General features: G+C 67.5%; 4 protein-coding genes and 1 pseudogene. 3 read left to right on the top strand and 2 right to left on the bottom strand.

Annotated elements, in window-relative coordinates:
• Positions 1-67 precede the first annotated feature (67 nt).
• Positions 68-469: an ankyrin repeat domain-containing protein gene (locus IPM73_05180; protein MBK8917455.1), complete on the top strand. Its 402-nt coding sequence runs from the start codon at positions 68-70 to the stop codon at positions 467-469.
• Positions 470-559: 90 nt separating this feature from the next.
• Here IPM73_05180 and IPM73_05175 read toward each other — a convergent pair.
• Positions 560-1,081 (bottom strand): annotated as a pseudogene (locus tag IPM73_05175) (DUF3455 domain-containing protein).
• Between the two features lie 23 nt (positions 1,082-1,104).
• Positions 1,105-1,278 (bottom strand): hypothetical protein, encoded by a 174-nt coding sequence (locus tag IPM73_05170; GenBank protein MBK8917454.1) that lies wholly within the window; start codon positions 1,276-1,278, stop codon positions 1,105-1,107.
• A 393-nt stretch (positions 1,279-1,671) separates the two neighbouring features.
• Between IPM73_05170 and IPM73_05165 the strand changes: the two genes are divergently transcribed.
• Together IPM73_05165 and IPM73_05160 are read left to right on the top strand one after the other, a co-directional pair.
• Positions 1,672-9,501 carry a DUF11 domain-containing protein gene (locus tag IPM73_05165; GenBank protein MBK8917453.1) on the top strand — a complete coding sequence of 2,610 codons (7,830 nt, stop codon included), beginning with the start codon at positions 1,672-1,674 and terminating at the stop codon, positions 9,499-9,501.
• A gap of 17 nt (positions 9,502-9,518) precedes the next feature.
• Positions 9,519-13,619, top strand: coding sequence for an OmpA family protein (locus tag IPM73_05160; protein MBK8917452.1), 4,101 nt, complete (start codon positions 9,519-9,521; stop codon positions 13,617-13,619).
• Positions 13,620-13,717: the final 98 nt, after the last annotated feature.

Raw genomic sequence — 13,717 nt, 5'->3', positions numbered from 1 at the left:
CAGGCCCCACTTCCCCGACTGACCCCCGCAGCGCCCCGCGCCGCCCATCGATTTCCGAGGAGCAAGCATGGCCCGATCCGCCGCCCGCAAGGCACTCACCGCACTCGCCTTTTCCGCCACCGTGCTCGCCGCCCTGGCGCCGACCCACACCCTGGCCGCGGCCCCGGACCCCGCCCAGGCGCGCAAGGATCTGAAAGCCATGGGCGTCGACTACAACGGCCAGGAATTCGCCAAGGCCGCCGGCAATGGCGACTTGACCGCCGTGAACCTCTTCCTGGCCGCCGGCATGGACGTCAACGAAGGCGGCGGCGCCGCCCTGGGACTGGCCGCCGGCCGGGGTCGCCTGGACATGGTCAAGCACCTGCTCTCCAAGGGCGCCAAGCCCACCGCCAACGCCCTGCAATACGCCCGGACGCGGGGTCACAAGGACATCGAGAAGGTGCTGGTGGACGCGGGGGCGAAAGAGTAGTCTCCGGCGCCGAGGTTGCCGGTCCGGCCTGCCAACCGGCAGGCCAGGCTTCGCACGCTCACGATGTGTCCAGGCCGCACCGCAGGGCCGGGCGTAGAAGTTGTAATCGGCGGTATAGGGCACCCGCAGGAGTTGCCCGACTCGACTGCCGTCGCAGCGGCCTTCCGGCGCAGTCCCCCCGGTCGTATTGACGCGCTGAATGCTCCTGACCCGGGCCAGAGTCCCGGGGGCGTCGCCGGCACGGGCCGACAGGAGCAGCCAGGGAATGGCACCGGCAAGCGGGGCTTCCGCCTTGGCGCGCACCTTGCCTTCGACGCGACTGCCGTCGGCGGCCTGCCAGAAGGGACCCACCCCGTGCTGCCCGGCCTCGCGACCGGCGGCAGCGAACAGGCGGGCCTCGGGCGCGACGAAGGCCCATTGCGCTTCGCCGTTCTCGCCGCTCCTGCGGCACTCATAAATCTGAACCCCGGATGCCGTCAGGGTCAGGGCCAGCACCTCGCCGGGATCGGGCGCCAGGGTGGCCGGCACTTCGGCCTTGGCGGCCGCCGGTCCGGCAGCGAGCAGGAGCGGGACGGCCAGTACGGCAAGCTTGCATGCAAGAGGGAGGTTCATCGCATTCTCCAGGCGGATGGGGTTCAGGCCGTCTCGATGACGACTTCCAGGTACTCACCCGGAACGACGAGGGAGTCTTCCCCCGCGACGTTCAGTTCCTGTAACAAGGCCATGATGTCGGCCGCCAGCCCGGCCTGCGCTTCACCGTCGAGGGCCGCGAATGCCTTGTGAGTCGGCCCGTAGTAGTCCCGGAACACCTGCAGCCAGTGGGCCGGCGACCGTGCGGATCACCATGAGCGGCAAGTTCCTGCCCTACAAGACGTACTGAGGCCATCGCCGACCCGTGGCGGCGGCATGACCGCCGCCAACTTCTCCCGCCGCCGAACCGGACTTCAACCCAGGCGGCGGCGCAGTCCTGGGCCTGAATGCCGCCCGCGGATGGGCCACGACCACGATCGGATATCGCTCGACGCCGGCGAATCCGGCGCGCAAATCGGATTCGGGCCGCCCGTCCAGCGCACGCCTGCCAAAAACCCGGTGCGCGCTCGATATTCTGTGGCTATACTCCGGCCGCTGTACGGCATGGGTCACTCGTGCCACCTGACCCTATGCCCCCGGAACAATGAGAAATCCGCATCTCGCCGGCAAGTATGTTCCGGGAGACAGCAGCGAGTAACTTCCATGACCCCTGGCCCACCCGGACCCGCCCCCTCGGCACTGCTGCATCTGCCTTTCTCCGCACTGTTTTCCGGCTCCGCCGCTTAGGCTCTTCCGCGCTCCTGGGCATTGCCTTCGTGCTGTGCGGCGGATCGGCATGGGCCGGCCTGGGCACTTCGGTCACCCTCTTTTCCGGCGATCCCACCGACATCTACCCAGGCGAAACGACCCGGCTCGAAATCACCCTTTCCAACAGTAATACCGCCGCGGCGATCACGGCAGCCGCGTTCGCCAACAGCCTCCCGGGAACCCTGCCCAATGGCTTGCAGATCGCCGGTGCCGCGACCTACACCTGTACCGACCCGGCCACCGCCATCACCAGCGGCGGTTCGGGGAGCCTGACGGCGATCCCCGGAACCCAGGCGATTGCGCTGAGCGGCGGGGTGATTCCGGCCCGCGCCAACAATACCGATGGCATCTGCACGGTGCGCATCCCGGTTAGCGCCGGAACGTCCACCGGCACGAACACGACCTACACCTACACCATCGACGATGGCGCCGTCACGGGCAGCGACGGCTCTCCGGTCGCCAACGCCGGTGAAGTCAATCAGAGCATCAATGTAAGCGCGATCGCCAGGCCGACGCTGGCCAAGAACTTCGCGGCATCGACCCTGGTGCTCGGGGGCAACTCCACCACCCTGACGGTAACGCTGAGCAACACCAATCCCGTCCCCATCCCCGACTTCACCATCAGTGACGCCTTCCCCCTCCTGGGTGGATCGGCGATCATCCGCGTCGCCTCCCCCACCGGGGCAAGTGCGAGCTGCAATCTGGGCGGTGCCGCACCCAGCTTCGCGCCCAACGCGGGCGACACCACCATCACGGCAAGCGGAACGATTCCCGCCCAATCCGGCGCCACTCCCGGCCGCTGCACCCTGACTGTGGCGGTGGAAGCTGCTCAGAGCAACGGCTTGTTCTCGACCGGGGTCCAGAACAACACCATCAACGCCACCAGTCAGTTCAGCAACGGCCTGGGCATCACCGCCGCCGCCAACGCCACCGCGGCCATGACCGTGCGCTCTCCCCTGCGCGTGAGCAAGGCTTTCGCCCACAGCGCCCTGGCGAGCGGCCAGTCCGACAGTTTCACCATCACCTTGACCAACGACGGTAACACGCCGCTCACCGTGGCTTCGTTCACCGACGATCCGATCGACGGAACAACCGCAGGCAACAGCAATGCCTTCGGCCTGAAGGTCACCGGTCAATCGACCAGTTGCGCGGGCGGCGTTGTTGCCCCCACGGCCAACGACACGGGCGTGACCCTGACCGGCGGAACCATCCCGGCCGCGGGAAGCTGCATCGTCACCGTCAACTTCACCGGCATCAGCCAGACCGCCGGCGTTCCCGTCACTTATACCAATACAGTGGCGGCTGGCGCCGTGGACGTGGGCGATCCCGCCATCGTCAGCCAATCCACCTCCGCCGCCGTTCTGGTAGCTGACGACCTGCGTGTGCTCAAGTCCGCCACCCCCAGCCAGGCGGCACCGGGCAATCCGGTGCGCTACACGGTCACCGTCCAGAATTATTCGGCCTCAGCCATCGCCAACGCCGTGGTCACCGACCACCTGGCCAACGGGATGACCTTCCTCACCGGAACCATCGGGAGCAACGACTACACCCCCAGCCTTTCCGGAACCGGCTGCAGCGGCCTCGCGGTGAGCGGCGCCGTAGGCAGCGCCACCCCGGTATTGACCATCGGCACCCTGCCCGCCCGGTCCGACGCCAACACCCCGGGCGCCTGCGTGGTGACCTTTTGGGCCATGACCGCCACCGGCGCCGCCAACGGCTCGTCTACCGCCAACACCCTGAACGCGGGCGACGTCTGCTACAACGCCGGCGCCACCTGCAATGGAAGCGCAAGCGGCGCGACCAGCGGTACGGTCAATACCACCATGCTTTCGGCAAGCAAGGCCTTCAACCCCGCCGGACCGGTTTCCGAAGGGACCATCTCCACACTCACCGTTACTCTCAGCAACCTCTCGGCCAATCCGCTCACCGCCGTATCGCTCTCGGATACGCTGCCCCTCGCAGGCGGAGGCCAACTGCGCATCGCCGACCCGGCCAATGCCGCCAGCACCTGCGGGAGCCCGACACTGACCGCGACGCCGGGGAGCACTTCGCTGTCGATGAACGGCGGCACGATTCCGGCCCGGGCATCCGGCGGCACCGGAGCGGCAGGCACCTGCTTCGTGAACGTGGACGTCGTCGGACCGGCGGGCGTCTTCAACAACACCGCCACCGTCGCCGGCAGCGAGACCTACGCCAACGGCAGTAGCCACCTGGTCGGCCCGGTCGCCAGCAATACCGCCACCCTGACCTACACGCCCGCCCTGGCCGCCACCAAGTCCTTCAGCCCGACGAGCGTCTCCAGCGGCGGACGGGCGACCGTCACCGTGCGCCTGAGCAATACCGGCACCGCAGTGCTCACGGGGGCCGCCGTGACCGACCCCTTGCCCTCGGGCATGGTGATCGCCTCGCCCGCCAATGCCTACACTACCTGTTCGGGCAGCACCGCCATTACCGCCACGCCCGGCGCCTCCAGCGCCGCGCTGAGCGGCGCCGACATTGCCAGCGGCGGGAACTGCGACTTCCTGTTCGACGTCATCGCGACGGGTAGCGCCAACTGGACCAACACCATTCCGGCGGGCAACATTTCCGCCAGCGGCGGTGTCCAGAGCACAGTTGCGGTCAGCGGCACCCTGAACTTCAATGCACCCACCAGTCTCACCGTCGCCAAGGCCACCAACCCCAGTACCCTGACCTTCCCCGGCCAGGTCAGCCGGCTGTCCATCACCCTCAACAACGGCACCCTTGCCGTCACGGGACTCGCCCTCACCGACCGCTTCACTCTGGACGGCACCGGTGGTACCGCCGCCAACGGGATGGCCATCGCCGCCGTACCCGCTGCCACGACGACCTGTCCCGGCGGCCAAGTCAGCGCCACCGCAGGGGGCACGTCCGTCAGCCTGGCCGGAGCCAGCCTGGCGGCCAACGCATCCTGTACCTTCTCGGTCAACGTAACCTCCAACGCGGTCGGCGGGATCACCAATTTCATCCCCGCCGGCGCCATCAGCACCGACCAGGGACTGAGCAACAGTGGCCAGGCCACCACCAGCCTCACCACCCAAAGCAATATCGGCGTCGTGAAGCAGTTCATTCCCGGCGTGGTGAGACCCGGCGAACGGTCCCGGCTGCGCGTCACTTTCTACAACCCCACCGCGACTCCCCTGGCCAGCGTGTCGGTCACCGATACCCTGCCCGCTGGCGTCACCGTTCCCGCTGGTCCCAACCCGACCACCACCTGTACCGGAGCAAGCGTCTCCTCGCCGGCTTCCAACCAGGTCCTCATCAGCGGCGGCACCGTCGCCGCGGCCTCGGGCGGAGTCGCAGCCTCGTGCCATGCCGAAATCGACGTTCTCGTCTCCGCCGAGGGCGACTACGTCAATACCATCGCCGCCGGTGCGGTGAGCGCCAGCGCCGGCGGCACAGCGGCGACCAACTCCCAGCCCACCAGCGATACCCTGCGGGCCAAGGCGCCGCTGGTCATCCACAAGGCCTTCGCCGGTGCCACGCTCGATACCGGCAACCCCTCCGGATTCACCACCGGCACGGCCCTCCGCCAGCCTGGCGTGGCGGCAACCCTGACCGTGCGCATCGAGAACCCCAACACCACCGCGCTCACCGGGGCCGCGTTCACCGACACCCTGCCCGGCGGCCTGGTGGTCGCCCCGACGCCCAACGCGGCCACCACGTGCACCAGCGGTACAGTCCTGGCGCAAGCTTCGGGAACCACTATCCGCCTCGCCGGTGCAACCGTTCCGGCCGCCGGATTCTGTACCGTCACCGTCGATGTCCTGAGCAACATTTCCGGCACCTACACCAACACCCTTGCCGCCGGGTCCGTCACGACCTACGAGGGGGTGAGCAACGGCGAAGCCACCCAGGCCGTCGTGGTGGTCAGCACTCCGCCCACCGTGGCCAAACAATTCTCGCCGGCAGTCGTTCCCGCGGGCGGGACCTCCACCCTCACCCTGGTGCTCGGGAACACCAACGCCAGCGCCGTCACCCTGAGCGCCGCCCTGGTGGACACCCTGCCTACCGCCCCCGGCAATGTGGTGGTCGCCACGAACCCCGGCATGAGTACCTCGTGCCCCGGCACCGTGACCGCCACCCCGGGCAGCGGAACCATCACCTACGCCAGCGGCGCACAGATTCCGGCCGGCGGCTGCACCATCAGCGTCGACGTCACCGCAGCGACCACCGGAAGCCATAGCAACGTCATTGCCGCTGGTGCGCTCCAGACGGATCTGGGCAACAATCCCCAGGCTGCCAATGCCACCCTGGTGGTCAGCGCTCTGGGCTACATCTCCGGCCGGGTTTTCCGGGACAATTCGCTGGTTCCGGACGGAATCTACCAGTCGGGCACCGATACCCCCATTTCCGGGACGAGCCTGGAACTGCGCAGCGGGAGCACCTGCGCTGGCGCCCTGGTCACGGCCTCCGGCCTCACCAACCCAACCACCAGCGACGCCCTCGGCAATTACCTCTTTGCCGGATTGCCCGCCGGAACCTACTCGGTGTGCGAACCGGTCCAGCCGACCGGTACCTCCAACGGGATCACCACCGCAGGGTCCATCGTTTCGGCCAACGGCAGCACGGGTGTGGCGGGAACGGCGTCCAATCCCAGTGCAACCTCGAGCCGCATCGCCGGCATCGTTCTGAATGGCGACGGTGGCACCGGCGAAGTGAGCGGTTCGACCGGCAATGACTTCGCCGAGGTGGTGCTCTCCAGCATCAGCGGAACCGTCTTCCTCGACCACAACAACAACGGCGTCCAGGGCGGCGCCGACACAGGCATCGCCGGGGTCACCATCCAGCTCCTGGACAGCCTCAATGCCCTGGTTGCCACTACCGTGAGCGACGCCAACGGCCAGTACAGCTTCACCGGCCTCGCCCCGGGAACCTATTCGGTCCGGGAGCCGACCCAGCCGGCCAACACCTCGAACGGCATCACCTCCGCCGGCGCCGTCGCCAACGGCGGCACCAGCGGCACGGCTACCGCGGTCACCTCCCTGCCCAGTCAGATCGTCTCTATCGTCCTACCCCCCAACACGGCGGCGAGCGCCAACAATTTCGCCGAAATTCCCAATGGCCGCACGGTGTCTGGCGTGGTGTTCCTGGATTACAACAACAACGGGACGATCAACACCCCCGCCGACCACGGCATTGCAGGCCAGACCCTCACCCTCACCGGCAACGACGTCAACGGCAATCCGGTGAGCATGACCACGACCACGGCCGCCGATGGGAGTTACACCTTCACCGGCGTACCGGAAGGCAGCGCCTACACCGTGACCCAGGCCAGCCAGCCCACGGGAACGACCAACGGCATCCCCAGCGTGGGCAGCGCCGGAGGAAGCGCCAGCAATCCCACCGCGGTGAGCAGCGTGATTTCCGGCATCAACCTGAGCGGCGCCAATACCGTCGCCGCGGCAAACAATTTTGCCGAGGTTCCCGGCGCCGCCCCGGATCTTGCCGTCGCCAAGGCCCATACGCCAACCAGCTTCGCCGAAGGCGGCAGTACCGGGTATTACACCCTCAGTCCCAGCAACATAGGCACGGTGGCCACCACGGGCACCCTGACCCTGGTCGACACCATTCCCGCCGGGATGACCGCAACGGCCGCCAGCGGAAGCGGCTGGACCTGCGGCATAGCCGGTCAGACAGTCACCTGTACCAGTGCCGCGAGCATCGCCGCCGGTGCGAGCGGCAACAGTGTTCTGGTGCGAGTGACGGTGGCCGGCGGCCTGGCCGGACAGATTCTGACCAATACCGTAAACATTTCCGGCGGGGGAGAACCCTCCGGCTTCAGCGGCAACAACACAGCGCAGGATCCCACGCCCATCGCCCAGGCGGCCGCGGTCCAGGGAACCATATGGCGCGACCTGGACCACGACCGCATCCTGGACGCCGGCGAAGCCAAGGTTGCCGGTTGGCTGGTCGAACTGCTGCAAGGCGGAAACGTGGTCTCCACGGCCACCACCGACGCCGCGGGAGCCTACGCCTTCACTGGCGTGGCGCCCGGTTCGGGCTACCAGGTCCGCTTCCGCGAACCCACCACCGGCACCCTCTATGGCCGGCCCGTTCCCAACGAAGACGGGACCGCCTACAGCAATGGTGTGGCGAGTGCAGGCAATCCGGCGGGCGCCGACAACTCTGCCGGCATACTGGACGGGCTCACCCTGCTGGCCGGAACGACCACGATCGAGCAGAGTCTTCCCCTGGACCCCAACGGCGTGATCTACGACTCGGTCACCCGCAATCCTGTCGCCGGTGCGCTGGTCACCCTCAGCGGACCCGCCGGCCTGACCGGTGCCGACGTCCTGGGCGGCAGCCTGAGCCAGACCACGGGGGCCAACGGCTTCTATCAATTCCTTCTCCTCGCCACCGCCCCGGCCGGCACCTACACCCTGACCGTGACCGCTCCGGGGGGATATCTTCCTGCCCCTTCGACCACCATTCCCGCCTGTAACGCAACCTTGAACGTCCTGGCGGCCCCGGACCCGGCCCTGGTGCAGAATGCCAATGTCGCCCCGTCGACCGCCGCGCCACTCCATGCCCCCGGGACTTGCCCTGCAAACTCGGGCGCGCTGGCCGGAAGCGCGGCGAGCACCCAGTACTACTTCACCTTCGTCATCGACCCCGCCCTGCCTTCGGCCAACGTAGTCAATAACCACATCCCCCTGGACCCGGTCCTGCGCGGGGCCATCGTGGTGACCAAGACCACGCCGCTGGTCAATGTAAGCAAGGGTGACCTGGTGCCCTATACGGTCACGGCCACCAATACCCTTTCAAGCGCTCTGGCGGGAATCGAGGTACGCGACCAGATTCCCCCCGGTTTCAAGTACCGGACCGGGAGCGCCCGCCTGAACGGCCTTGCCGTCGAGCCCGCGGTGGCCGGGCGTATTCTGACCTGGGCCAACCAGAACTTTGCGGCCGGTGAACGCAAGACCTACAAAATGGTTCTGGTAGTCGGCAGCGGCGTTTCCGAAGGCGAGTACGTCAATCGGGCCTGGGCAGTGAATGGCACCGTGGGCACCACGGTGTCCAACGTGGCCTCGGCGACGGTCCGGGTCGTCCCCGATCCCACCTTCGACTGTTCGGACCTGATCGGCAAGGTCTTCGATGACCGCAATGCCAATGGCTACCAGGACGACGGGGAACCGGGGATCGCCAACGTCCGTGTGGCCACGGTGCGTGGCCTTCTGGTGACCAGCGACGCGGAGGGCCGCTTCCATGTGGCCTGCGCCGACATTCCCCAGGCAGAGCGGGGCAGCAATTTCATCATGAAGCTGGACGAACGCACCCTGCCCACCGGCTACCGCCTGACCACCGAGAACCCCCGCGTCGTGCGCACCACGCGGGGCAAGATGGTCAGGCTCAATTTCGGAGCCACCGTGCACAAGGTGGTGCGTATGGAAATCGACCGCAGGGCCTTCGGCACCGGCGGAGACGCACTGCTGCCGCAATGGAACAGCCGCCTCGAGGCCCTGCTGCCGCAATTCATGCAGCGCCCGACGATTCTGCGCATCGCCTACCGACTGTCCCCTGGCGAAGCCGCGGAAGACGCCCAGCGTAGAACCCGCGCCCTCATCCAGCATGTCCGGGACCGCCACGGCCACGGTGCGGACGGATCCCGGTCTGGCCCGCCACCCTTGGTGATCGAGGCGGAAAGCATGGCCTACCGGGAGAGCACCCAGTGAAAACCGCCCGGTACAGAATGAAAAGCCTCTCCCTCGCGACCCTGGCCGCCCTCGCGGCCTTCCCGGCATTGGCCCCGGCCGGAGATAGCGACCCGGGACGGCGCATCGACAATGGCCGCGTGGACCTCCATCCCATCGGGGCCCAGGCTGAAGTCGCGCCCTTCCGTGACTTTCCCCTCCCGTCCGGAGTCAGCCGCAGCGACCTTGCCGCCATGCATTCGGCCCAGGCCGCCCTGCCTGCCCGCTCCCCCGAGGTCCGTGCCACCCTGGACGACGAAGGCCTCGGGGCCCTGTTCGCCTCCGGCCGGGCGAATTTGAGCGAAGCGGCCCGCCGGCGCCTGGACACCATGGCCAACGCCCTGCGCGGCAAGCCCGGGCTGCGGCTTTCGATCGTCGGCCATACCGACGACCAGCGCCTGTCGGCCAATGCCCGCCGCCATTTCCGGGACAATCAGGGCCTGTCGCAAGCGCGCGCCCTGGCGGTGGCCGTCTATCTGCGGCATTCCCTGGCGCTGGAAAGCGCCCACATCGCCATCGCCGGCCACGGTGAATCACAGCCCGTGGCCAGCAATCGCCTCCCTGAAGGCATGGCCCGCAATCGGCGAGTCGAAGTCTCAGCCTGGCATGAGGAGGCACCCGCCCAGGTGGCACCTCTCACGCCCCCTCCCTGTGTCCCCGGGGTCGGCGACGCCGACCTGCCCTTCCGGGTCACGGTGGACGGCGAAGCCATGAACCTGGGGGAAGCTGCCAACGAGGCGGACCGCCAGCGCTGCACCGACGTCGCCCTGGCGCAGGCCGACATCCAGGTCCGCTATGACGATCTCGCCACCCGTCCCACGCTAAACATCTGGACCCTCGCGGACGCCACGGTGCGGGGGGAAGCGGCAGTGTTCGCCGCCCATTCGAATTACGCGGCCTGGATTGCGCGCGCCGAGGTCCGCATTTTCCGCCGGGGACAAAAACCCGACGCGCGGCCCCTGGCCATCCTGCCCTTGCGCTGGGATGAGAACGTCCCGTGGGGGGTTCCGGCCACCGAGGGCGAGGACTACGCCTACCTGCTCCGGGTCTATGACCGGGACGAGCGTTTCGACGAATCCTCGCTGAAGGACCTCAACGTCGTCGCCCGGCGCCGCCCGGCCACGGACCTCGACCGCCCCGAGCGGGAGGCCTTGACCGGTTGGGGTGAAAACGCCCTGGCCCTGCGCAACATTCCGGTGCGGGGCGGCACCGTGACGGTCCATGGCCGCGACCTGCCGGCCGGCCACCGGGTAAGCGCCCTGGGCTTCGCCGTCCCGGTGGATTCTGCTGGCCGCTTTGCCCTGCGCCAGATCCTGCCCCCGGGCCCCCAGTCGGTCGAGCTTTCCGTGACGGATCCCAACGGGGTCACGGCTTCCTTCCGCCGCAATGTCAACATCCCGGATGACGACTGGTTCTACGTCGCCCTCGGCGATCTCACCCTGGGACGCAACCATGTCCGGGGCCCGGCGGAGCTGGTGAGCGGCGACGAGCAGCACTACCGCAACGAGACCTATGTCGACGGACGCGGCGCCTTCTACCTGAAAGGCAAGATCAAGGGCGAATGGCTGTTGACCGCTGCGGCCGACACGCGGGAGCAGCCGCTCGAGGATCTTTTCAGCAATTTCTCGCGCAAGGACCCCCGCTACCTGCTGCGCAGCATCGACCCCAATGCCTACTATCCGGTTTATGGGGACGACAGCACCACCCTGGACGATGCCCCCACCCAGGGCAAGTTCTACGTACGGCTGGAGCGAGGCGATTCCCATGTGATGTGGGGCAATTTCCAGACCCAGTGGAGCGGCAGCGAGCTGGCTCAGTATTCCCGCGGCCTCTATGGGGCGAAGCTGCGCTTCCGCTCGGAAGCCATGACCGCCTTCGGCGAGCGACGCACTGCCCTCGACGCCTTTGCCGCCGACCCTGGCACCCTCGGTGCCCGGGACGAGTTCCGCGGCACCGGAGGATCCCTCTACTATCTGCGGCACCAGGACATCACCCAGGGTTCCGAGCGGGTGTGGGTCGAGGTGCGCGACAAGGATTCCGGCCTGGTGCTCGAACGGCGCGAGCTGGTGCCCTCCCAGGATTATGAAATCAATGTACTCCAGGGGCGGATCCTCCTGCGTGAGCCCCTTTCCTCTACCGCAAGCGGCGGCGGGCTGGTCCTGACTTCGGCCCTGGGCGGCCAGCCGCTTTTCCTGGTCACCACCTACGAATACGCTCCCGGCCTGACCGCCCCCGACAGTCTGGCCACCGGCCTGCGGGCCTCCCACTGGATAAGCGATGCCCTCAAGCTGGGGGTCAGCACCTTCCACCAGGGTGAAGCCGGCGCTTCCCAGACCCTGCGCGAAGCCGACGTGACCTTGCGCCTGGGTCCGGGAACCGGCATCAAGGTGGAGCTTGCCCATTCCTCCGGCCCCGGGAGCGGTGCGTCGAATTCCCTGGATGGCGGGTTCGGTTTCAACGCGCAGAGTGGCGCGGGCGGCGAGGCCATGGCCAAGCGCATCGATGCAACCCTGGACCTGGCCGACGTGGTCGACGGGGGCCGCGGAACCCTCAGTGCCTACTGGCAGGATCGGGAGCGCGGCTACTCGGCCCCGGGCCAGATCGCGCTCAATGGCGAAGCCACGAGCCAGGGCGGCGTGCGTGCGAATCTGCCCCTCTCAGCGCAAGACGAGATCAACGTCAAGGCGGACGTGCGCCATGGGGAATCTCAGCACGGGGGCAACGCGGAACTGGCCTGGAAGCACCGTGTGGACGATGTCTGGGCGGTGTCCGTGGGCATTCGCCACGATGATCGGGACACCCGTATTGTCAATCGCAGCCCCCTCCTCTCCCAGAGTGGAACCCGTACGGATGCCATCGCCCGGACCGACTATCAACCCCTGCGCCCCGACGGCAAGCCCGGAGAGCGGGAAGATTGGTCGGCCTACGGGTTCGTCCAGGGCACGGTCGAACGCAGCGGCGAGCGCGATCCCAACAACCGCGGAGGCCTGGGGGGGAGCTGGCAGGTCCATGACCGTTTGCGGCTCAGCGCCGAGGCCTCCGACGGCAATCTTGGACTCGGTGGCCGCCTCGGCGCCGACTATCGGATTTCGGACCGCAGCAACGCCTACCTGAACTACGTGCTGGAAACGGAAAATCCCAATTACGCCTACCGCGGCCGGACGGGAACCTGGGTTAGCGGCAGCGAGTACCGGGTCAGCGAAGGGCTGCGCCTCTTCGGCGAAAACCGGATCAGCCATGGCGCCGGACCGGAGAGCCTGACCCAGGCCTTCGGCGTCGATCTGGCCCCGAATGATCGCTGGCATTACGGCGCCAAACTCGAAGTCGGAACCCTCAGCGACCCCCTGGCCGGCGACCTCGACCGGCGGGCCGTGGGCATCTCTGTCGGCTACAAGGAGGGACGGACAAAGTACACCGGCAGTCTGGAATTCCGCAAAGAGGACAGTACCCTCAGCGGCGACCGCCAGACCTGGCTCACGCGGAACACCTTGGGGTATCAGCTCGACCCCGCCTGGCGTCTTCTGGGGAAATTCAATCTCTCGCGCAGCAACAACAGCAGGGGGGCGTTCTACGACGGCGATTTCCACGAATTCGTACTTGGGGCAGCCTACCGCCCGGTGCAGAACGACCGCTGGAACACCTTGTTCAAGTACACCCATCTCTACAACCTGCCTTCGCCGGGACAGCTGAGCCCAGCCGGTACGGTGGCGGACTACGCCCAGAAAAGCCAGGTCTTCGCCGTCGACACCATTTACGACCTGCTCCCCTGGCTGTCCCTGGGCTTCAAGTACGGACTGCGCATCGGGGAACTGCGCGACAACCGGGTGGGCGGGAACTGGTACTCCAGCCGTGCCGACCTGGTCGTGGTGAGGGCGGACTGGCACTTTGTCCGGGAATGGGATGCGGTCGCCGAAATGCGCAATCTGCGCGCCCGGGAGGCAAGGGATGCCCGTGCCGGAGCGCTGGTCGGCGTTTATCGACAAATCGGCGAAAACCTCAAGCTGGGCGGCGGCTACAACTTCACCCACTTCTCCGACGACCTCACCGACCTGTCCTTCCGCAGCCGGGGGTGGTTCCTCAACGTGGTGGCGAAATACTGATCCGGTTGTACGCGATCCCGCGGCCAGTTCGGCCGCGCGAAACCCGAGGTCCATGGTCATAGAAACCTCAGCTGGATGTGCCAACAAGCTCCTGGCGA

This window comes from Betaproteobacteria bacterium, assembly GCA_016720065.1.
GTDB lineage: Bacteria > Pseudomonadota > Gammaproteobacteria > Burkholderiales > Rhodocyclaceae > SSSZ01.
This window is presented reverse-complemented; position numbering and strand designations above follow the sequence as displayed.

Bases quoted from the DNA above. Each gene is read 5' to 3' on its own strand.
- IPM73_05180 (MBK8917455.1), top strand. From the start codon at position 68: ATGGCCCGATCCGCCGCCCGCAAGGCACTCACCGCACTCGCCTTTTCC.
- IPM73_05165 (MBK8917453.1), top strand. From the start codon at position 1,672: ATGTTCCGGGAGACAGCAGCGAGTAACTTCCATGACCCCTGGCCCACC.
- IPM73_05160 (MBK8917452.1), top strand. From the start codon at position 9,519: ATGAAAAGCCTCTCCCTCGCGACCCTGGCCGCCCTCGCGGCCTTCCCG.